We start from the raw sequence: 21,938 nt of genomic DNA on the forward strand, positions 1-21,938 counted from the left end.
GCTCAGCGGGCCGGGCGCAGCACCCCGGCCAGGGCCTCCAGCACGGCGGGGTCCTCGATGGTCGAGGGCACCGCGTACTCCTCGCCGTCGGCCATCTGCCGCATGGTCTTGCGCAGGATCTTGCCCGAGCGGGTCTTGGGCAGCGCGTCCACCACGACGACGTCGCGGAAGTCCGCCACCGGGCCCACCTCGCGGCGCACCGCCTGACGCAGCTCGTCCAGGAGCGCGGCCTCGGCCTCGGAGCCGGGCTCGGGCGTCTCGACGCCGGACTTGAGGACCACGTAGCCCGAGGGCCGCTGGCCCTTGAGCGGGTCCGCGACGCCGATCACGGCGCATTCGGCCACCGCCGGGTGGGAGCCCAGGGCGGCCTCGAGGACGCCCGTGGACAGCCGGTGCCCGGAGACGTTGATGACGTCATCGGTGCGGCCGAGCACGAACACGTAGCCGTCCTCGTCCACGACGCCGGAGTCACCGGTCGCGTAATGGCCGGGGAACGCGCTGAGGTAGGAGTCGATGTAGCGCTGGTCGTCGCGCCACAGGGTGGGCAGGCTGCCCGGGGGCAGCGGCAGCCGCAGGGCGATGTTGCCCTCGGTCCCGGCGGGCACGGGCTCCCCCAGGCCGTCCAGGACCACGAGATCGACGCCCGGCGAGGGCACCGAGGACGAGCCGATCTTCACCGGCAGCTGCTCCAGGCCCACCGGATTCGCCGCGATGGCCCAGCCGGTCTCGGTCTGCCACCAGTGGTCGATCACCGGCATGCCCAGCAGGCCCTCGATCCACCGCTGCGTCTCCGGGTCCAGGCGCTCGCCCGCGGCGAAGAAGTGCCGCAGGGAGGACAGGTCGTGGGCCTTGAGCAGCTCGCCCTCGGGGTCGGCGCGGCGGATCGCGCGCAGCGCCGTGGGGGCCGTGAAGAAGGAGCGCACACCGTGGTCCTCGATGAGCCGCCAGAACGCGCCGGCGTCGGGCGTGCCCACGGGCTTGCCCTCGTACATCACCGTGGTGGCCCCGGCCAGCAGCGGGCCGTAGACGATGTAGGAGTGCCCCACGACCCAGCCCACGTCCGAGGCCGTGCACATCGCCTGTCCCGGGCCGACGTCGTAAATGTGCTCCATGGTCCAGCGCAGGGCGACGGCGTGGCCCCCGTTGTCCCGGACGACGCCCTTCGGCTTGCCAGTGGTGCCCGAGGTGTAGAGCACGTACAGCGGGTCGGTGGCCCGCACCGGGACGCAGTCGGCCGGCTCGGCGGCCGCCACGGCCTCGCCCCAGTCCTCCCAGCTCGCGCCCCCGCGTCCGTCGGCGTCCGCGAGCGCGGTCTCGAAGCCCTCGCGGTGGTGGACCAGCACCGTGCGCACGGGGTGCGCGGCGGTCTCGAGCGCCTCGGCCACGGCGGGCAGGTATTCGACCCGGCGCTTGGGCTCGATGCCGCCGGAGCAGGTGAGCACGACGTCGGGGGCGGCGTCGTCGATGCGGGAGGCGAGCTCGCGCGGGGCGAAGCCGCCGAAGACCACGGAGTGCACCGCGCCGAGCCGCGCGCACGCCAGCATCGCGATGGGGGCCTGCGGGATCATCGGCAGGTACACGAGGACGCGGTCGCCCTTGCCGACGCCGCGCGCGGCCAGGGCGCCGGCCAGGCGGGCCACCGCGTCCGTGAGCTCGGCGTACGTGTAGCGGGTGACCTCACCGGTCATCGCGGAGTCGTGGATCAGCGCGACGGCGTCCCCGCGGCCCGCCTCGACGTGCCGGTCCAGGCAGTTGAAGGCGGTGTTCAGCTCGCCGTCCGGGAACCAGCGGTACAGAGGCGCGGCGGAGTCGTCGAGGGCGCGCGTGGGCGCGACGGTCCAGTCGATGGCGCGCGCCGCGTCGAGCCAGAACCCCTCGGGGTCGCGGAGGGAGCGGGCGTGGGCGTCGGCGTACGCGCCGGAGGGGCGGTCTTCGGCGGGGGCATCGTGGGTCGCCATGCGCCCAGGGTAGTGCTGTGGATCACACGGGGCAAGCGATCTGTATACATTTCTCGCGCTGCGACTGAGGCGTGCCGGCGCACGGGCGTCCCCCGCCAGGGGCACGGCACCCGGCCCGCTCACGCCGGACGACACTCCCCTCCGACGGCGCCGTCCGACGCGCGCACCGGACACGTCTCTGCCCTCGGCGGGACTGTTGTGTATACACTGGCGGCATGCGAGCGAGTGAGCGGGCGTACCAGGCCCTGAGGGCGGAGATCCTCGACTGGTCCCTCCCTCCGGGCGCGGGCCTGGGCGAGGTGGAGCAGGCCGAACGCCTGGGCATCTCGCGCACCCCTCTGCGCGAGGCGCTCTCCCGCCTGGTGGCCGACGGCCTGGCCGAGCAGGCACCGGGCCGGGGCATCGTCGTCGCCGACCTGTCCCTCGAGCAGGCGGACCAGCTGTTCGACCTGCGCATCGCCCTCGAGTCCCTCCTGGCGCGCCGGGCCGCGCAGCGGGCCACCCCGGAGGCGGCCGAGCGGTTCACGGTCCTCGCGGGCCGTTTCCAGGAGGCCGAGGCGGCCCTGCGCGGCGGGACCGACCCCGCGGACTACTACGCGATGACGGCCGAGCTGGACAGCCGGCTGGACGAGGCCGCCGCGAACCCCTACCTCGTCTCCACCCTGCGCACCCTGCGCCTGCACCTGGCGCGCCTGCGCCGACTGGCCGCCGACGACCCGGCCCGCCTCGCGGCCTCCGCCGCGGAGCACGCGGACATCGCCGACGCCGTCGGCTCGGGCGCCGCGGACCTCGCGGAGGCGACCACGCGGGTCCACCTGCACCACGCCTTCCACCATCTGACCCGGCGCGGCCGCGCCGAGGAGACCCCGACCCTGCTGACCCCCACCGAAGGAGACCGACCATGAAGAACCATCACGTGCGCGTCCACCGCTCCGAGGAGAACCTCGAGCGCAAGGACCAGCTGGCCTGGAAGCTGGCCGAGGTGGCCGTCGACGACGTCGAGGTGCTGCCCGAGGTCGAGGAGATGATCATCAACCGGATCATCGACAACGCCTCCGTCGCCGTCGCCTCGCTCCGGCGCGGCCCGATCGTCGCCGCCCGCGCCCAGGCCCTGTCCCACCCGGTCTCCACCGGCGGCGAGGGCGCCTCCGTGTTCGGTGTGGAGCAGAAGGTCTCCCCCGAGTGGGCCGCGTGGGCCAACGGCGTGGCCGTCCGCGAGCTGGACTACCACGACACGTTCCTGGCCGCCGAGTACTCCCACCCGGGCGACAACATCCCGCCGATCCTCGCCGTCGCCCAGCATGCCGGCCGCTCCGGCAAGGACCTGATCCGCGGCATCGCCACCGGCTACGAGATTCAGGTGGACCTCGTGAAGTCCATCAACCTGTACGGCCACAAGATCGACCACGTGGCCCACATCGGCCCCTCCGCCTCCGCCGGCATCGGCACCCTGCTCGGCCTGGACACCGAGACCATCTTCCAGGCCATCGGCCAGGGCCTGCACACCACCACCGCCACCCGACAGTCCCGCAAGGGCGAGATCTCCACGTGGAAGGCCCACGCCCCGGCGTTCGCGGGCAAGATGGCCGTCGAGGCCGTGGACCGCGCCATGCGCGGCCAGACCTCGCCCGTCCCGATCTACGAGGGCGAGGACGGCGTGATCGCCTGGCTGCTGGACGGCCCGGATGCCTCCTACGAGGTGCCGCTGCCCGAGCAGGGCGAGCCCAAGCGCGGCATCCTGGACACGTACACCAAGGAGCACTCGGCCGAGTACCAGGCCCAGGCCTGGATCGACCTGGCCCGCAAGCTCCACAGGGAGCACCCGGAGGCCACCGACCCGGCGAACGTCGAGTCGGTGCTGATCAAGACCTCGCACCACACCCACTACGTGATCGGCTCGGGCGCCAACGACCCGCAGAAGTACGATCCGACGGCCTCGCGCGAGACCCTCGACCACTCGATCCCCTACATCTTCACCGTGGCCCTGCAGGACGGATCCTGGCACCACGTGGACTCCTACGCCCCCGAGCGCGCCCAGCGCGAGGACACCGTGGCCCTGTGGCACAAGGTGACCACCGTGGAGGACCCGGAGTGGACCCGCCGCTACCACTCGCTGGACCTCGCGGAGAAGGCGTTCGGCGGAGCGGTGGAGATCACCCTCAAGGACGGCACCGTCATCACCGACGAGATCGCCGTGGCCGACGCCCACCCGCTCGGCGCCCGGCCGTTCGCCCGCGAGCAGTACATCCAGAAGTTCCGCACCCTGGCCGAGGGCATCGTCTCGAAGGAGGAGCAGGACCGCTTCCTGGCCGCCGCCGAGCGCGTGGCGGAGCTGCAGCCCGGCGAGCTGGACCAGCTGAACATCCTGGCAGACCCGGCGTTCCTGTCCGAGGCCGACCTCGCCGCCGCCCCGAAGGGCCTGTTCTGATGCTGTACTCGACGAAGACGGCCGAACAGAAGCGGATCGACCTGCGGGAGACCCTCAAGCAGGGCGGCGCCCAGCAGTTCCCGGGCGCGTTCACGCCGCTGTCCGCCAAGCTGATCCAGGAGAAGGGCTTCCCCGGTGTCTACATCTCCGGCGGCGTGCTCGCGAACGAGCTGGGCCTGCCCGACGTCGGGCTGACCACGCTCACCGAGGTGGCCGTGCGCGGCGGGCAGATCGCCCGCCTCACGGACCTGCCGTGCCTCATCGACGCGGACACCGGCTTCGGCGAGCCGATGAACGTGGCCCGCACGGTGCAGGAGTTCGAGAACGCCGGCCTGGCCGGCTGCCACATCGAGGACCAGTTCAACCCCAAGCGGTGCGGCCACCTCGACGGCAAGAACATGGTGGAGCTCGACACCGCGGTCAAGCGCATCGCCGCCGCCGTCCACGCCCGCCGGGACCCGAACTTCCTCATCATGGCGCGCACCGACCTGCGTGCCGTGGAGGGCCTGGACGCCGCGATCGCCCGCATGAAGGCGCTCGTGGAGGCCGGTGCGGACGCGATCTTCCCGGAGGCCCTGAAGGACATCGGCGAGTTCGAGACCGTGTGTCGCGAGCTGGAGCCCCTCGGGGTCCCGGTCCTGGCGAACATGACCGAGTTCGGCAAGTCCGAGCTGTTCACCCGCCGGCAGCTGGCCGACGCCGGCGTCGCGATGGTGATCTACCCGGTCACCCTGCTGCGCTCCGCGATGGGCGCCGCCGAGCGCGTGCTCAACGCCATCAAGGAGGAGGGCACCCAGCAGTCGCAGGTGGAGCAGATGCTCACCCGCGCCCGCCTCTACGAGCTGGTGGACTACGAGGGCTACAACGCCTTCGACACGGGCATCTTCAACTTCGACGTGCCCACGCTCGACATCGGCGCCAACCACGCCGACCTCTGACCCGTCACCGGGCCCGCCCGTGCGCGGGCGGGCCCCACTCCCCGAGGAGGGACACCATGACCGAGACCGAGATCAAGAAGGGCCTGGCCGGCGTCGTCGTGGACACCACGGCGATCTCCAAGGTCAACCCGGAGACGAACTCCCTGCTGTATCGCGGCTATCCCGTGCAGGACCTGGCCGCGCAGCTTTCGTTCGAGGCCGTCGCGCTGCTGCTCTGGACGGGCGAGCTGCCCACGGACGAGGAGCTGGCCGCGTTCGAGCACTTCGAGCGCGCGCACCGTGCCCTCGACCCGAAGGTGAAGCAGGCCATCGACCTGCTGCCCACCGACTGCCACCCCATGGACGTCGGACGCACCGCCGTGTCCGTGCTCGGCGCGAACCACCCGAAGGCGGAGGACTCCTCCCCCGAGGCCGAGCTGGAGAAGGCCCAGGCCCTGTTCGCGGCGTTCCCGGCCGTCGTCGCCTACGACCAGCGCCGCCGGCGCGGCCAGGACGTGGTGGAGCCGCGCGAGGACCTGGACTACTCGCAGAACTTCCTCTGGATGACGTTCGGCGAGGAGGCCGCCCCGGAGGTCGTGGACGCGTTCCGCGTCTCGATGGTGCTGTACGCAGAGCACTCGTTCAACGCCTCGACTTTCACCGCGCGCGTGATCACCTCGACGCTCTCCGACCTGCACTCGGCCGTGACCGGTGCGATCGGCGCGCTCAAGGGCCCCCTGCACGGCGGCGCCAACGAGGCCGTGATGCACACCTTCGACGAGATCGGCATCCGGAAGGAGGAGTCCCGCCAGGACGCCGCCGCCCGAGCGAAGGCGTGGATGGAGGACGCCCTGGCCCAGAAGAAGAAGGTCATGGGCTTCGGCCACCGCGTCTACAAGAACGGCGACTCCCGCGTGCCCACCATGAAGGCCGCGCTGGACCGGATGATCGAGCACTACGGCCGCGAGGAGATGCTCGGGCTGTACGACGGCCTGCAGTCCGCGATGGACGAGGCCAAGCAGATCAAGCCGAACCTCGACTACCCGGCCGGCCCGACCTACCACCTGATGGGCTTCGACACGGAGATGTTCACCCCGCTGTTCATCGCCTCGCGCATCACGGGCTGGACCGCCCACATCATGGAGCAGCGCGCCGCGAACGCGCTGATCCGCCCGCTCTCGGCCTACGACGGCCCCGAGCAGCGGGAGCTGCCGGCGGGCTGAGCCTCGTGAGGGGCGGTCGGGGCGACTTGTCGGAGGTGTAGACGCAGATCACCTCCGACACGTCGCCCCATTCGCTCGCGGCGCGGTGCCGCGTGCACGACGACGGCGGGTCGCCCCGGGTGGGGCGGCCCGCCGTCGTCGTGTCGTCATCGGTGCGACGCCCTCGCAGAGTGGTCACGACACGCCGCGTGCCGGGCGCGGCGACGGCGTGTCGTGACCACTGTGTCGGGCCGGTCGTCGGCCCCTCAGCGCCGGGCCGCCGCGTCGGCGCGGCGGGCCAGGCCGGCGGCGACGAGGCCGGCGAACAGCGGGTGCGGGCGGGTCGGCCGGGAGGAGAACTCCGGGTGGGCCTGCGTGGACACGTAGTACGGGTGCACGTCCCGGGGCAGCTCCACGAACTCCACGAGGGCGCCGTCCGGGGAGGTGCCGCAGATCGCGAGACCGGCCTCCTCGAGGCGGTCGCGGTAGGCGTTGTTCACCTCGTAGCGGTGGCGGTGGCGCTCGGTCACCTCGGTGGTGCCGTAGGCCTCGGCCACCACGGAGCCCGGGCGCAGGGTCGCGGGGAAGGCGCCCAGGCGCATGGTGCCGCCGAGGTCCCCCTCGCCGGCCACGATCTGCTCCTGCTCGGCCATGGTGGCGATCACGGGCGAGGCGGTCTCCGGGTCGAACTCGGTGGAGTCCGCGTCCTCCAGGCCGAGGACGTTGCGGGCGTACTCGATGACCATGGACTGCAGGCCCAGGCACAGACCCAGCGTCGGGATCCGCTGCTCGCGGGCGTGCCGCAGCGCGCCGAGCTTGCCCTCGAGACCGCGCACGCCGAAGCCGCCGGGCACACACACGGCGTCGACGTCCGCGAGCGCCACCGCCGCGCCCTCGGGGGTGGCGCACTCGTCCGCGGCCACCCAGCGGATGCCCACCTTGGCCCGGTGGGCGAAGCCACCGGCGCGCAGCGCCTCGGTGACGGACAGGTAGGCGTCCGGCAGGTCCACGTACTTGCCCACGAGCGCCACGGTGAGCTCATGCTCCGGGTGGTGCACGGCGTCCATGAGCGCGTCCCAGGCGGTCCAGTCCACGTCCTTGAACTTCAGGTCCAGGGACTGCACCACGTGGGCGTCGAGGCCCTGGTCGTGGATGACGCGGGGGATGTCGTAGATGGAGGGGGCGTCGGCGCAGTTGACGACGGCGTCCTGCGGGACGTCGCACATGCGGGCAATCTTGCCGCGGACGTCGTCGGGGACGGCCCGGTCCGAGCGCAGCACGATCGCGTCCGGCTGGATGCCGATCGAGCGCAGGGCGGCCACGGAGTGCTGGGTGGGCTTGGTCTTGAGCTCCTGCGAGGGGCCGATGTACGGCACGAGGGAGACGTGCAGGAAGAAGACGTCGTCGCGGCCGACGTCCTGGCGGACCTGGCGGGCGGCCTCGAGGAAGGGCTGCGACTCGATGTCGCCGACGGTGCCGCCGATCTCCGTGATGATCACGTCCGGGGCGGGGCGGTCGCCGCGGGGCTCCGCGGGCAGGCGCATCCGGCGGCAGATCTCGTCGGTGATGTGCGGGATGACCTGGACGGTGTCCCCGAGGTACTCGCCGCGGCGCTCGCGGGCGATCACGGTGGAGTACACCTGGCCGGTGGTCACGTTGTCCAGGCCGTCGAGGTCCTCGTCGAGGAAGCGCTCGTAGTGGCCGATGTCCAGGTCCGTCTCGGCGCCGTCCTCGGTGACGAACACCTCGCCGTGCTGGAACGGGTTCATGGTGCCCGGGTCCACGTTGAGGTAGGGGTCGAGCTTCTGCATCACCACCCTGAGCCCGCGCGCCTTGAGCAGGTGGCCGAGCGAGGAGGCCGTGAGCCCCTTGCCGAGGGAGGAGGCGACACCGCCGGTCACGAACACGTGACGGGTGACGCGCGTGGACGTCTGAGTACGAGAAGTTCGTTTCACCACGGATCTTGAGCGTATCAGGTGCGGGGCTCAGCGCGCGCGCGGATGCGCGGCGGAGTAGACCTCGCGCAGGGAGTCCACGGTGACGAGGGTGTACACCTGCGTGGTGGTCACGGACGCGTGCCCGAGCAGCTCCTGGACCACGCGGACGTCCGCGCCGCCGGCCAGCAGGTGCGTGGCGAAGCAGTGGCGCAGGGTGTGGGGCGAGACGTCCGCCTCGAGGCCGGCGCGCTCGGCCGCCCGCTTCAGCACGGCCCACGCGGACTGCCGGGAGAGCCGGCCGCCGCAGGCGTTGACGAACAGGGCGGGCGTGGAGCGTGCGGCTCCCGCCATGATCGTGGGCCGTCCCCGCACCAGCCACGCGTCGAGCGCGGCGGCCGCGTAGGAGCCGATCGGCACCACGCGCTCCTTGGACCCCTTGCCGAACAGGCGGACCACAGGCTGGCCGCCGTCGTCCCCGGTCTGCGCGAGCCCCACCACGTCGTCGACGTCGAGGCCGACCACCTCGGAGATGCGGGCGCCGGTGCCGTAGAGGAACTCGAGCAGCGCGCGGTCCCGCAGGCCGGCCGGGGTGTCGACGGGCACGGCCTCCAGCAGCGCCGTCACCTGCTCCACGGGGAGCGCCTTCGGCAGGCGGGCGCCCGGCTTCGGCGGGTGGACGTCGAGGGCGGGGTCGGCGGGCGTGAGGCCCTCGAGGGCCCAGAACCGGTGCAGGCCGCGCACGGCCGCGAGCACGCGGGCCGCCGAGCGGACCGCGAGGGGCCGCCCGCCGTCCTCGCCGGTGCCCAGCGCCCGCAGGAAGCCCGAGACGTGGCCCGGGTCGACGTCGGCGGGGGCGCGCACCCCCTGGGCCTCGAGCCAGCGGCGGTAGCGCTCAAGGTCGCGGCGGTAGGCGGCCAGCGTGTTCGCGGCGAGGCCCCGCTCGACGGCCAGGTGCTCCAGGTGGCGGCGGAACGGGGCCGCGAGGGCGGACTCCGCGCCCCGGCCCCCACGGCTCCCCCGGGGTGCCGGGTCGGCGCTCACGCGGGCCAGTCCGCCCCCGGGGCCTGCCGGTCGGGGACGAACGGCGCGTCCACGGGACGCAGGCGTCGCCAGCCCTGGGCGCGGTGGGCGCCCAGGGCCAGCACGGCGACGACGGTGGACGGGTTGTGCACCCGGCCGTCCAGGACGGCGTCGGTCACCTCGTCGAGGCCGACCCACACGAGCGGCATGGCGGCCTCCTCGTCCTGCCGGGTGTGCCGCTCGCCGTCGGGGATCTCTTCGATCTGTCGGGCCAGGAACACGCGGATCGCCTCGCTGGAGCCGCCCGGGGTCGTGTAGTAGTCGACGAGGGTGTGCCACTCGCGGGCGCGCAGGTCGGCCTCCTCGGCCAGCTCGCGGACGGCGACCTGGTGGAGGTCCTCCCCGTCCACGTCCCGCAGGCCCGCCGGGATCTCCCACAGCTCCATGCCCACGGGGTGGCGGTACTGGCGGACGAGGGCCACCTGCTCGCGGGGGCCGGTGGTGGTGAGCTTGGTGCGGACCGCGAGGATCGCCACGGCGCCCGGGTGCACCATCAGCTCCCGGGTCAGCGGTTCCCGGGACTTGTCCGCCGGGTCCAGGCGGAACGACTCCCGGGCGATGTCCCACACTCGGCCCTCGTAGACGGTCTTCGACTTCTTCACCGGGCGGGGGACGTGCAGGTCGCGCAGGGGCGAGCGTCCCGCGGACGCGGAAATCTCAGGCATGGGGCGATCCTCTCATGTCGGGGCGGCGTCCGCGGACCGGGTCAGCCGCGTTCGCGGGCGGAGGACTCGAGCAGCTCCCGGGCGTGCTCGCGGGCCGCCGCGGAGTCCCCGTGCCCGGCGAGCATGCGGGCGAGCTCCTCGACCCGTTCGTCGGCCGTCAGCGTCACGACGTCGGAGGTGGTCACACCCGCGGCCGGGTCCGAGTTCTTCTCCACCCGCACGTGCCGGTCCGCGTAGGCGGCGACCTGGGGCAGGTGGGTCACGGCGATGACCTGCACGTGGCGGGCGAGCCGGGCCAGGCGGGCCCCGATCCGCACGGCGGCCTCACCGCCCACGCCGGCGTCGACCTCGTCGAACACGAAGGTGGGCACCGGGTCCGTGGCGGCCAGGACCACCTCGAGGGCGAGCATCACGCGGGAGAGCTCGCCGCCGGAGGCGCCGCGGCCCAGGGGCCGGGGCTCGACGCCCGCGTGGGGGCGCAGGGCGAGCGTGACGTCCTCAGCGCCGTACGGGCCGAGACCGTCCCCGGCGACCGGCGTCAGTCCCACGTGGAACGAGGCGTCCGGCATGAACAGGGCGTGCAGCTCCTCGGTCACCGCGGTCTCGAGCCGCTCGGCGGCCGCGGTGCGCAGGGCGGTCAGGGTCGCGGCCCGCTCGCGCAGCGCGGCGTCGAGCCGGTCGACCTCCGCCTCGAGCTCCTCGAGGCGGCCGGAGTCGCCCTGCAGCTCGTCCAGGCGCGGACGCTGGGTCCGGGCCCAGTCGATCACGTCGGCGAGCTCCGGCCCGTAGAGCCGCTGCAGTCGCGTGAGCTCGGCCAGCCGCGACTGGGCCGCGTCGAGGTCGGAGGCCGCGTCGGCGTCCAGGTCGGCGGTGTAGCGGGCCAGGTCGCCGGCGATGTCCGTGAGCACGACGGCGGCCTCGGCCAGGCGTGCGGCCGCGGCGGCGAGGTCGGGGTCGTCGCCGGGGGCGGCGAGCACGGCCTGCCGCGCCGCCTCCACAAGGCTGACGGCGCCGGGGGTCTCGTCCATCGCGTCCACGTCGGGGCCGGCCAGTCGGGCGTGCGCCTCCCCCGAGGCGGCGCGCAGCTCCTCGACGTCCTCGAGCCGACGGATGAGAGCCCGCAGCTCCTCGTCCTCCCCCTCCCGCGGCTCGGCGAGGTCGATCTCCTCGAGCGAGCGCTGCAGTGCCTCGGCCTCGCGGGCCCGCTCCTGGCGGTGGGCGGTGAGCTCCTCGCGCTCCCGACGCGCGGCGGTCCAGGCGGCGTGGTCCGCGCGGTAGGCGCGCAGGGCCGCGGCGAGCTCGGCGCCGCCGAACGCATCGAGGGCGTGCCGCTGGGCGTCGGCGCCCTGGAGGCGGACCTGGTCGTTCTGCCCGTGCACGGCCACGAGCGTGGCCCCGATCTCGGAGAGCAGGCCCACGGGCACGGAACGGCCGCCGGCCGTGGCACGGGAGCGTGTGCCGTCCCCCGACGCCGTGACGCTGCGGCTGAGGACCAGGTCGTGGGTGCCGTTGTCGCCCTCGTCCACGACCGCGCCGGCCTCCTGAGCCAGGCGGAGGGCCGCGTGGTCCGCGGTCACGCGCACGCCGGCGTCCACGACGGCTCGGGACGAGCCCCGGCGGACCGCGCCCGCGTCGGCGCGAGCACCGAGCAGCAGGCCCAGGGCGGTGACCACCATGGTCTTGCCGGCGCCGGTCTCACCGGTGACGACGGTGAAGCCGGGGTCCAGGTCCACGGTGGCCTCGCCGATCACGCCGAGCCCCGAGATCCTCAGATGGTCGATCATGCGTCCTCCCCGGGGTGACGCGCCCCGCGGTCGCGGTGGCGTTGGATGTCCGCGGGCGAGGGCACCGACAGCGGCATGGTGGCCGGTTCGACGACGTCGGGACGCGGCCCCGCGTGCCGCGGCTCGACGGTCTCCACCTCGTGGAGCACGCCCGCCCGCTCCTGGGCGGTGACGGGGCCGCGCCAGCCGTCCGTGGGCAGCCGGAACTTGCGCACCAGCCGTTCCGCGAAGGGAGTCGGGTTAAGACGGGCCAGGCGCACCGGCTCTGCCGACCGGGACACCTCGACCCGGGCCTGCGGTGGCAGTTCGACGGTGCGCCGGCCGTCACACCACAGCACACCGGTCTCGCGGGTGCGGGTGAGCACGTCCACACCGATCGTGGAGCGCGGACCCACCACGAGGGGGCGGGTGAACAGTGCGTGGGCGCTGATGGGCACGCACAGCAGGGCCTCCACGGAGGGCCACACCACGGGGCCCCCGGCGGAGAAGGCGTAGGCCGTGGAGCCGGTGGGGGTGGCCAGCACGACGCCGTCGCAGCCGAAGGACGTCAGCGGCGAGTTGTCCACGGAGACGACCACCTCGAGCATCCGCTCCCGGTGGGACTTCTCCACGGAGGCCTCGTTGAGGGCCCACGTGCGGGCCACCTCGCGGCCCTCCACGTGCACGACGACGTCCAGGGCCATGCGCTCGATCACCACGTAGGACTCCGAGGCGATCGCCTGGACGGTGCGGTGCAGGTCGGTGCGCTCGGACTCGGCGAGGAAGCCGACGTGGCCCAGGTTCACCGCCAGCAGCGGCACGTTGTAGCCGCGGACGAAGTCGGCCGCCCGCAGCACCGAGCCGTCGCCGCCGAGGACGAGGCCGAGGGTGATGTCCTCGAGCTCGCAGTCGACCCCGAGGGTCTCCGGCGCGAACTCCGGGGGGTCCCCCGCGGCCGCGCGGATGGCGGCCACGTCCTGTTCGAGCATGACGGTGACCAGGCCCTCCTCCGCGAACATGCGGGTGGCCTGCAGCGCCGCGCTGATGGCGTCCTCGCGGCCCGTGTGGGTCAGGACGAGGATGCGACGTCCGGGGGTGTAGGGCATGGTTCCTTCCGCGAGCCGGGGTGCCGGGCACTGCGCTCCAGGATAGCCACGAGACCGGACACGCGAACCGGTGGCCCCGCGCCCGTGGACGGGCGGTGTCCCCCGGTCGGGGGTCAGGACCAGTCGATGTGGGCGCCCCGGACCCACCCGGCGGCGCGCTCGCCGGCGGGCGGGGCCGGGCTCGTCCCGCCTGCCGGGTTGTCGGCCGCGGTGGCGTCGGGACGGCGGAGCCGCAGGAAGAACTCGGCGTTCCCGTCCTGTCCGGCCAGGCCGGATCGGGCGAGGCCGCGCGGTGCGAGGCCGGCGCCCAGCGCGGCCGCGGTCACACCCACGACGGCGTGGCGGCGGGCGTCGGGATCGGTCACGACACCGGAGCGCGGCAGGGCGCGCCGCCCGACCTCGAACTGGGGCTTGACCATGAGCAGCAGCTCCGCGCCGGGTCGGCACACGCTCGCGAGCGGGGCGAGGACGAGGCGCAGCGAGATGAAGGACAGGTCGGAGACCACCAGGTCCACCGGACCGTCGATGTCCTCGGCCGTGAGGTCGCGGATGTTGAGCCCCTCGCGCACGAGGACGCGGGGGTCGGCCCGGACGGGCGGGGCCAGCTGGTTGTGGCCCACGTCGACGGCGGCCACCCGTTCGGCGCCCCGCTCGAGGAGGACCTGGGTGAATCCGCCGGTGGAGGCCCCGGCGTCGAGCGCTCGGCGGCCGGCCACGCCCACGTCCGGGAATGCCTCGAGTGCGCTGACGAGCTTGTGGGCCGCACGGGAGACGTACCGCGGGCCCGGGTCGCGCAGGCGCAGGGTGGCGTCGGCGGCCACGCGGTCGGCGGGCCGGCGCACCGGGCGGCCGTCGAGGAGCACCTGTCCCGCGCGGATGAGCGCCGCGCCCTCCGTGCGGGAGCGTGCCAGGCCCCGAGCGGCCAGGGCGACGTCGGCGCGTGCGGTCTCAGCCACGCCGTGGGTCCGCGGAGGCCTCGGCCCCGCCGGCGAGCAGAGCGGGCAGGTGCGCACGGACCCACGTCGGCCGGTCCGGCCCGGGGGCGGCGGCCGCGGTCTCGCGCGTGTCGATGCCGGTCAGGACGAGCACCGTGTCGAACCCCGCCGCGTTGCCGCCGCGGATGTCCGTGTCCAGGCGGTCGCCGACCACGAGGGGACGGGCCAGGCCGAGGGCGTCGGCCGCCGTCCGGAACAGTCGTGGCTCGGGCTTGCCCGCCGCGACGGGCGCGGTGCCGGTGGCCCGGCCCACCGCCTCGACGAGGGCCCCGTTGCCGGGGGCGATCCCCTCCGCGCGCGGGATCGAGGTGTCCAGGTTGGTGGCGACCCAGGTGGCCCCGGCGCGCACGGCGTACGCGGCCTCCGCCAGATCGGCCCAGCCGAGACCGGGGTCGAAGCCCTGGATCACCGCGTCGGGACACTGCGCCGCGGACGCGACCACCTCGTAGCCCCGCTCCTCGACCACGGCGCGCAGGTACGCCGAGCCGACCACAAGCACCCGGCCGGTCCGGCGGCCGAGCGTCTCCTCGAGCAGGTCGACGCCCGCCGGTGCGGAGCCGAAGACCTGCCCCGCCTCCGCGGGCACCCCGAGCGTGCGGAGATGCTCGGCCACGGACTCCGGCGCGCGAGAGGCGTTGTTCGTCACGAACCCGACCGGCACGCCGCGTTCCTGCAGCGTCGACAGCGTCTCGACCGCCCCGGCGATCGCACCGTCTCCGGCGTACACGACGCCGTCCAGGTCGCACAGCAGCCCGTCGTGACCGTCGAAGAACGTGGTGCTCACCGCTCGTCCGCCTCCGGGGCCTCGAGGGCGTCGAACAGCGACAGCTGGTTCGGGTCGACCTCGTCCGGCGTGTCGACGGCGGCCGGCGGCTGCGCGACGGCCTCTTGTCGGGGCACCAAGGTCGGCTCCGCGGCGGCCTCCGGCTCCTCGGCCGGGGATCCGTCCGCCGTCGGCTCCGCACCGGCCTCGGCCGCATACCGCTCGTGGCGCCGTTCGCGGGGGGACGGGCGGCGGTTCCGGGGGTCCTCGACCGGCTCGGTGTCCACGTCGATGATCTCCGGGTCCGCGAACCCGCCCACGCCGAGGGCCTTCTCCGCGACGCGCACGGCACGCGCCCACAGCCGAGCCTCGTCGCGGCGCCCCAGGGCGAGCAGCACGTCGGCCTGGCGCTGGAACAGCCGGGGAGAGAAGGGGTAGCCGCGCCGACGGTCCAGTTCCGGGATCTGCAGGGCCTCATGGGCACCCTGGAGGTCGCCGGCGTCCTCGCGGATGCCGGAGACGACCATGGCCAGCTCGGCCCGCGCCGCGCGGTCCAGACGCGAGGCATCCACCTCGGCGGCCAGCTGCAGGGCCTTCTCCGTGCGGCCGAGGGCACGCTCGCTGTCCACCTGCGCGGCGATGTGGGTGTCGTCGCCCGTCATGCGCCGGTAGGTGCGGAACTCGCGCAACGCGTCGGCGTACTCCCCCGCCGCGTAGGCGGTGAGCGCGACGGCCTCGCGCACGCGTGACAGGCGGCCGCCCTTGCGGGACGCGGCGAGGGCGTGCTGGAACGCCAGCGTCGGGTCGACGTCCAGGTAGCGACCGGCCATCACCAGGTGCTTGGCGACCCAGCTGGCAGCACGCTCGTCAAGGCCGTTGATCTCCTTGAGCGTGCCGCGGTCGAGCTCCTTGCCCGTCACGTCCGGGTCGATGTCCGGGGAGCGCTCCTGGTCCGCACGATTCGCCGCTCGGAGGTCACCGGGATTGTGCGCGGGTCGTTCGGCGCGGTCCTCGCGACGAGGGCCCGTCGGCGCACCGCGGCGCTCGGGCCGCCCGCCATCCTGGCCCGGGCCGCGCCGGCGGTCCTCGGAGGTGGGGCGGAAGCGACGCCGCGCGCCGTCGCGACCGAACTCCTCGCGACGCGGGCCACGGTCACCGGCCCCGTCCTGACGACGCGGACCGTCTGCGGAGCCACGACGACGGTCCTCGTGAGGCCCGCCGGAGCGGCGCCGGTCACCGGCACCGCTGCGAGGACGTCCGTCGCGGTCTCCACCACGACGCCGGCCATCACCACCACGGGGCCCGCGGCCCTCGGAACCACGGTCCTCGCGGCGCTCTCGGGGGGTGTCCTCAGCCATGGTGTCCTTCCTGGGCGTCACGCCGCGATGATCCGCGGGAACGCAGTCTCTGTTCCTCATGCGCCGGCCTCACGGCCGGGTCCTCAGGAGACCAGGCTAGTGCCCGGAGCCTGTGGCGGACCGTCCTCTCGGAGAAACAGTCCAGAAATGCGGGAAGGGCCTCGCACCAACAGTGCGAGGCCCTCCCTCAAAAAATGTCCGGCGGCGACCTACTCTCCCACAACCTCCCGGTTGCAGTACCATCGGCGCTGTGGGCCTTAGCTTCCGGGTTCGGAATGGAACCGGGCGTTTCCCCCACGCTATGACCGCCGTAACCCTAACCCCACACCACCACCCTCAACACGGGCAACAGCAGGGAAACCTACGGGTCACACAACAGTGACACTATTCAACTGAAACACCCCAACCATCCACCAACACATGGACAGCCGGTTGCAATCAGACAACCGCACAGTGGACGCGAACACCAACCCATCACCTTGAAGCAAGCAATGGAATAAGAGTGTGTGTAAGTCATCGGCCTATTAGTACTGGTCAGCTTCACGAGTCTTCAGTCCTCGCTTCCACATCCAGCCTATCAACCCAGTGTTCTAGCTGGGGGCCTCACACCCTCAAAGGGGCAAGGAAATCTCATCTCGAAGCCGGCTTCCCGCTTAGATGCTTTCAGCGGTTATCCATCCCGAACGTAGCTAATCAGCCATGCACCTGGCGGTACAACTGACATACCAGAGGTTCGTCCGTCCCGGTCCTCTCGTACTAAGGACAGACCTTCTCAAATTTCCAACGCGCGCAGAGGATAGGGACCGAACTGTCTCACGACGTTCTGAACCCAGCTCGCGTACCGCTTTAATGGGCGAACAGCCCAACCCTTGGGACCTACTCCAGCCCCAGGATGCGACGAGCCGACATCGAGGTGCCAAACCATGCCGTCGATATGGACTCTTGGGCAAGATCAGCCTGTTATCCCCGAGGTACCTTTTATCCGTTGAGCGACGGCCGTTCCACAACGAGCCGCCGGATCACTAGTCCCGACTTTCGTCCCTGCTCGAGCTGCCACTCTCACAGTCAAGCTCCCTTGTGCACTTGCACTCGACACCTGATTGCCAACCAGGCTGAGGGAACCTTTGGGCGCCTCCGTTACATTTTAGGAGGCAACCGCCCCAGTTAAACTACCCATCAGGCACTGTCCCTGACCCGGATCACGGGCCGAAGTTAGATATCCAGAGTGACCAGAGTGGTATTTCAACGGCGACTCCACGAACACTGGCGTGCCCGCTTCACAGTCTCCCACCTATCCTACACAAGTCACACCGAATACCAATACCAAACTATAGTAAAGGTCACGGGGTCTTTCCGTCCTTCTGCGCGTAACGAGCATCTTTACTCGTAATGCAATTTCGCCGAGTTCATGGTTGAGACAGCGGGGAAGTCGTTACTCCATTCGTGCAGGTCGGAACTTACCCGACAAGGAATTTCGCTACCTTAGGATGGTTATAGTTACCACCGCCGTTTACTGGGGCTTAAGTTCTCCGCTTCGCCGAAGCTAACGGGTCCCCTTAACCTTCCAGCACCGGGCAGGAGTCAGTCCATATACATCGTCTTACGACTTCGCATGGACCTGTGTTTTTGATAAACAGTCGCTTCCCCCTGGTCTCTGCGGCCCCGATCCCCTCACACCAGCACGTGGTGCTCAAGGTTGGGGCCCCCCTTCTCCCGAAGTTACGGGGGCATTTTGCCGAGTTCCTTAACCATGATTCTCTCGATCGCCTTAGTATTCTCTACCTGACCACCTGTGTCGGTTTAGGGTACGGGCAGTTTGAACCTCGCGCCGATGCTTTTCTAGGCAGCATAGGATCACCGGATCACCCACCATGTGGGCGCCCATCAGGTCTCAGGCATACAGCCGGCGGATTTACCTACCGGCAGCCCTACACCCTTAGACCAGGTCATTTCCATTGCCCGGCCCGGCTACCTTCCTGCGTCACACCTGTTAATGCGCTTGCCTCCCCGGTTCAGGTCCCGCGCTCCCCATCACCGACCCCGTCAAAGACGGGGTTCGGGATGGTTCGGGCGGTTAGTATCACCGGCTCAACATGGACGGTTCTTCACTGGTACGGGAATATCAACCCGTTGTCCATCGACTACGCCTGTCGGCCTCGCCTTAGGTCCCGACTTACCCAGGGCAGATTAGCTTGACCCTGGAACCCTTAGTCATCCGGCGGACGGGTTTCTCACCCGTCTTTCGCTACTCATGCCTGCATTCTCACTCGTCCACAATCCACCAGAAGTTACCCGCTGGCTTCACCTCGTGAACGACGCTCCCCTACCCATCCAGCAAAACTGAATGCCACGGTTTCGGCGGTGTACTTGAGCCCCGCTACATTGTCGGCGCGGAATCACTTGACCAGTGAGCTATTACGCACTCTTTCAAGGGTGGCTGCTTCTAAGCCAACCTCCTGGTTGTCTCAGCAACTCCACATCCTTTCCCACTTAGCACACGCTTAGGGGCCTTAACCGGTGGTCTGGGCTGTTTCCCTCTCGACTATGAAGCTTATCCCCCACAGTCTCACTGCCACGCTCTCACTTCCCGGCATTCGGAGTTTGGCTGAAGTCAGTAACCTTGTAGGGCCCATCGTCCATCCAGTAGCTCTACCTCCGGGAAGAAACACGTGACGCTGCACCTAAATGCATTTCGGGGAGAACCAGCTATCACGGAGTTTGATTGGCCTTTCACCCCTACCCACAGCTCATCCCCTCCATTTTCAACTGAAGTGGGTTCGGTCCTCCACGCGCTCTTACACGCGCTTCAACCTGGCCATGGGTAGATCACTCCGCTTCGGGTCTAGGACACGCGACTCAATCGCCCTATTCAGACTCGCTTTCGCTACGGCTTCCCCACACGGGTTAACCTCGCCACGTATCACTAACTCGCAGGCTCATTCTTCAAAAGGCACGCTGTCACCCCACAAGAAGGCTCCAACGGTTTGTAGGCACATGGTTTCAGGTACTATTTCACTCCCCTCCCGGGGTACTTTTCACCATTCCCTCACGGTACTGATCCGCTATCGGTCAACAGGTAGTATTCAGGCTTACCAGGTGGTCCTGGCAGATTCACACGGGATTCCTCGGGCCCCGTGCTACTCGGGCAACCCTCCAACAGCGGCGGAACACATTTCGACTACGGGACTCTCACCCTCTACGGTCCAGCATCCACACTGGTTCGTCTATATGCCCGCACCTCACTGCGCCATGCCGGCAGACATGACAAGGAGGGGCCCACAACACCGCACATGCAACCCCTGCCGGGTATCACACACATACGGTTTAGCCCCATCCGCGTTCGCTCGCCACTACTAACGGAATCACTTTTGTTTTCTCTTCCTGTGGGTACTGAGATGTTTCACTTCCCCACGTTCCCTCCACCCGGTCTATGTGTTCAACCGGGGGTCACACGACACGTCGTGCGGGGTTTCCCCATTCGGAAATCCTGGTCTCAACGTCCGGTTATCGACTCCACCAGGCTTATCGCAGATTCCCACGTCCTTCTTCGGCTCCTGTTGCCAAGGCATCCACCATGCGCCCTTGGAAACTTTCACACACAATGAAAGTCCTCAAATGAGCAATATCTAACTAAGATGTCATTCTCGGCATCACCACACCTCACACACCACCCCAGGGGGAACAGTGCGATCAACGATGCAGCAACAAAAAAAATAAGATGCTCGCGTCCACTATGCAGTTCTCAAACAACAACCCACACCCCATCCACCAACCCACAAGGCCAGCTTCACAAGATACGGAGACCAGAAACAACAACCCCAACCCTCACAGATCAGGGTGCCTGCTGTTCCAGGACCCAACAGTGTGCCAACACCAGCTCGCAGCCACCAACACCACCCATTCCAACCACACCCGCAAAGGCATGACGTACTCGAGCACTGCCGGCACCACCACTGGCACCATTCATTGATGTTCCACCCATGAGCAACCCGCCATCACACACGCGGTGATGCAACGGGCACTAATGCTCCTTAGAAAGGAGGTGATCCAGCCGCACCTTCCGGTACGGCTACCTTGTTACGACTTAGTCCCAATCGCTGGTCCCACCTTCGACGGCTCCCCCCACAAGGGTTAGGCCACCGGCTTCGGGTGTTACCAACTTTCGTGACTTGACGGGCGGTGTGTACAAGGCCCGGGAACGTATTCACCGCAGCGTTGCTGATCTGCGATTACTAGCGACTCCGACTTCATGGGGTCGAGTTGCAGACCCCAATCCGAACTGAGACCGGCTTTTTGGGATTAGCTCCACCTCACAGTATCGCAACCCATTGTACCGGCCATTGTAGCATGCGTGAAGCCCAAGACATAAGGGGCATGATGATTTGACGTCGTCCTCACCTTCCTCCGAGTTGACCCCGGCAGTCTCCCATGAGTCCCCACCATTACGTGCTGGCAACATGGAACGAGGGTTGCGCTCGTTGCGGGACTTAACCCAACATCTCACGACACGAGCTGACGACAACCATGCACCACCTGTGAACCCGCCCCAAAGGGGAAACCGTATCTCTACGGCGATCGAGAACATGTCAAGCCTTGGTAAGGTTCTTCGCGTTGCATCGAATTAATCCGCATGCTCCGCCGCTTGTGCGGGCCCCCGTCAATTCCTTTGAGTTTTAGCCTTGCGGCCGTACTCCCCAGGCGGGGCACTTAATGCGTTAGCTGCGGCGCGGAAACCGTGGAATGGTCCCCACACCTAGTGCCCAACGTTTACGGCATGGACTACCAGGGTATCTAATCCTGTTCGCTCCCCATGCTTTCGCTCCTCAGCGTCAGTTACAGCCCAGAGACCTGCCTTCGCCATCGGTGTTCCTCCTGATATCTGCGCATTCCACCGCTACACCAGGAATTCCAGTCTCCCCTACTGCACTCTAGTCTGCCCGTACCCACCGCAGATCCGGGGTTAAGCCCCGGACTTTCACGACAGACGCGACAAACCGCCTACGAGCTCTTTACGCCCAATAATTCCGGATAACGCTCGCACCCTACGTATTACCGCGGCTGCTGGCACGTAGTTAGCCGGTGCTTCTTCTGCAGGTACCGTCACTTTCGCTTCTTCCCTACTGAAAGAGGTTTACAACCCGAAGGCCGTCATCCCTCACGCGGCGTCGCTGCATCAGGCTTGCGCCCATTGTGCAATATTCCCCACTGCTGCCTCCCGTAGGAGTCTGGGCCGTGTCTCAGTCCCAGTGTGGCCGGTCACCCTCTCAGGCCGGCTACCCGTCGTCGCCTTGGTGAGCCATTACCTCACCAACAAGCTGATAGGCCGCGAGTCCATCCAAAACCGATAAATCTTTCCAACACCCACCATGCGGTCGGCGCTCCTATCCGGTATTAGACCCAGTTTCCCAGGCTTATCCCAGAGTTAAGGGCAGGTTACTCACGTGTTACTCACCCGTTCGCCACTAATCCACCCAGCAAGCTGGGCTTCATCGTTCGACTTGCATGTGTTAAGCACGCCGCCAGCGTTCATCCTGAGCCAGGATCAAACTCTCCGTAAAAAAATTACAGAACAACACCGTGGCAGCCGGAAATAACCACCACGACATCCATTCAATACCTAGCAGACCATCACCACACCACGGGGGTGGCAGGCGATGATCAACCAATATGTGTTAAAACAATTGGCATCAACAAACTTGGCACACTATTGAGTTCTCAAACAACAGGCGCTTCCAGCTTCAGCGACCCGCTCCGCGGGCCGTTTCG

At 69.3% G+C, this 21,938-nt stretch carries 13 protein-coding genes and 3 rRNA genes; 4 read left to right on the forward strand and 12 right to left on the reverse strand.

The features are described from left to right. Window positions 1-2 precede the first annotated feature (2 nt). Window positions 3-1,958: an AMP-binding protein gene (locus tag B1A86_RS07045; protein WP_078025595.1), complete on the reverse strand. Its 1,956-nt coding sequence runs from the start codon at window positions 1,956-1,958 to the stop codon at window positions 3-5. A 215-nt stretch (window positions 1,959-2,173) separates the two neighbouring features. On the opposite strand from B1A86_RS07045, the gene B1A86_RS07050 reads away from it, so the two are divergent. The 4 genes from B1A86_RS07050 to B1A86_RS07065 are packed head-to-tail and all read left to right on the forward strand — an operon-like array spanning window position 2,174 to window position 6,526. After that, a complete protein-coding gene (locus tag B1A86_RS07050) occupies window positions 2,174-2,863 on the forward strand; it encodes a GntR family transcriptional regulator (RefSeq protein ID WP_020628108.1) in 690 nt (229 codons plus the stop codon). Continuing rightward, a complete protein-coding gene (locus B1A86_RS07055) occupies window positions 2,860-4,386 on the forward strand; it encodes an MmgE/PrpD family protein (protein ID WP_036383286.1) in 1,527 nt (508 codons plus the stop codon). Before B1A86_RS07050 ends, B1A86_RS07055 begins: the two co-directional genes overlap by 4 nt. Beyond that, window positions 4,386-5,324, forward strand: coding sequence for a methylisocitrate lyase (gene prpB / locus B1A86_RS07060; protein ID WP_078025594.1), 939 nt, complete (start codon window positions 4,386-4,388; stop codon window positions 5,322-5,324). Before B1A86_RS07055 ends, prpB begins: the two co-directional genes overlap by 1 nt. A 56-nt stretch (window positions 5,325-5,380) precedes the next feature. Then, window positions 5,381-6,526, forward strand: coding sequence for a bifunctional 2-methylcitrate synthase/citrate synthase (locus B1A86_RS07065; RefSeq protein ID WP_078025593.1), 1,146 nt, complete (start codon window positions 5,381-5,383; stop codon window positions 6,524-6,526). Window positions 6,527-6,771: 245 nt separating this feature from the next. Here the strand turns inward: B1A86_RS07065 and B1A86_RS07070 are convergent, their stop codons facing one another. The 11 genes from B1A86_RS07070 to B1A86_RS07120 form a co-directional block, all read right to left on the reverse strand. Next, on the reverse strand, window positions 6,772-8,481 hold the full coding sequence (locus tag B1A86_RS07070) for a CTP synthase (protein WP_078025592.1): 1,710 nt from the start codon (window positions 8,479-8,481) through the stop codon (window positions 6,772-6,774). Between the two features lie 9 nt (window positions 8,482-8,490). Beyond that, entirely contained in the window at window positions 8,491-9,483 is a 993-nt protein-coding gene (gene xerD / locus B1A86_RS07075; protein WP_233263193.1) for a site-specific tyrosine recombinase XerD, read from the reverse strand. Continuing rightward, window positions 9,480-10,187, reverse strand: a complete 708-nt coding sequence (locus B1A86_RS07080; protein ID WP_036338140.1) for an NUDIX hydrolase — start codon at window positions 10,185-10,187, stop codon at window positions 9,480-9,482. Before B1A86_RS07080 ends, xerD begins: the two co-directional genes overlap by 4 nt. A gap of 41 nt (window positions 10,188-10,228) precedes the next feature. Next, on the reverse strand, window positions 10,229-11,971 hold the full coding sequence (gene recN, locus B1A86_RS07085; protein ID WP_078025591.1) for a DNA repair protein RecN: 1,743 nt from the start codon (window positions 11,969-11,971) through the stop codon (window positions 10,229-10,231). Beyond that, entirely contained in the window at window positions 11,968-13,056 is a 1,089-nt protein-coding gene (locus B1A86_RS07090) for an NAD kinase (RefSeq protein WP_078025590.1), read from the reverse strand. The genes recN and B1A86_RS07090 overlap by 4 nt, the downstream gene beginning before the upstream one ends. 113 nt (window positions 13,057-13,169) lie before the next feature. Beyond that, the gene (locus tag B1A86_RS07095; protein ID WP_078025589.1) at window positions 13,170-14,012 is read right to left on the reverse strand and encodes a TlyA family RNA methyltransferase; all 843 of its coding nucleotides are present in this window, start codon (window positions 14,010-14,012) and stop codon (window positions 13,170-13,172) included. Next, window positions 14,005-14,835 (reverse strand): HAD-IIA family hydrolase, encoded by an 831-nt coding sequence (locus tag B1A86_RS07100; RefSeq protein WP_078025588.1) that lies wholly within the window; start codon window positions 14,833-14,835, stop codon window positions 14,005-14,007. Before B1A86_RS07100 ends, B1A86_RS07095 begins: the two co-directional genes overlap by 8 nt. Next, window positions 14,832-15,734 (reverse strand): hypothetical protein, encoded by a 903-nt coding sequence (locus tag B1A86_RS07105; protein WP_246836812.1) that lies wholly within the window; start codon window positions 15,732-15,734, stop codon window positions 14,832-14,834. Before B1A86_RS07105 ends, B1A86_RS07100 begins: the two co-directional genes overlap by 4 nt. 634 nt (window positions 15,735-16,368) lie before the next feature. Next, window positions 16,369-16,485 (reverse strand): 5S ribosomal RNA (gene rrf, locus B1A86_RS07110). A 191-nt stretch (window positions 16,486-16,676) separates the two neighbouring features. After that, a 23S ribosomal RNA gene (locus tag B1A86_RS07115) occupies window positions 16,677-19,768 on the reverse strand. 439 nt (window positions 19,769-20,207) lie between these two features. After that, window positions 20,208-21,730: ribosomal RNA gene (locus B1A86_RS07120) — 16S ribosomal RNA — on the reverse strand. The 16S, 23S and 5S rRNA genes sit together here, the layout of an rRNA operon. Window positions 21,731-21,938: the final 208 nt, after the last annotated feature.

The sequence above is a fragment of the Micrococcus sp. KBS0714 genome (genome assembly GCF_002008305.4).
GTDB lineage: Bacteria > Actinomycetota > Actinomycetes > Actinomycetales > Micrococcaceae > Micrococcus > Micrococcus luteus.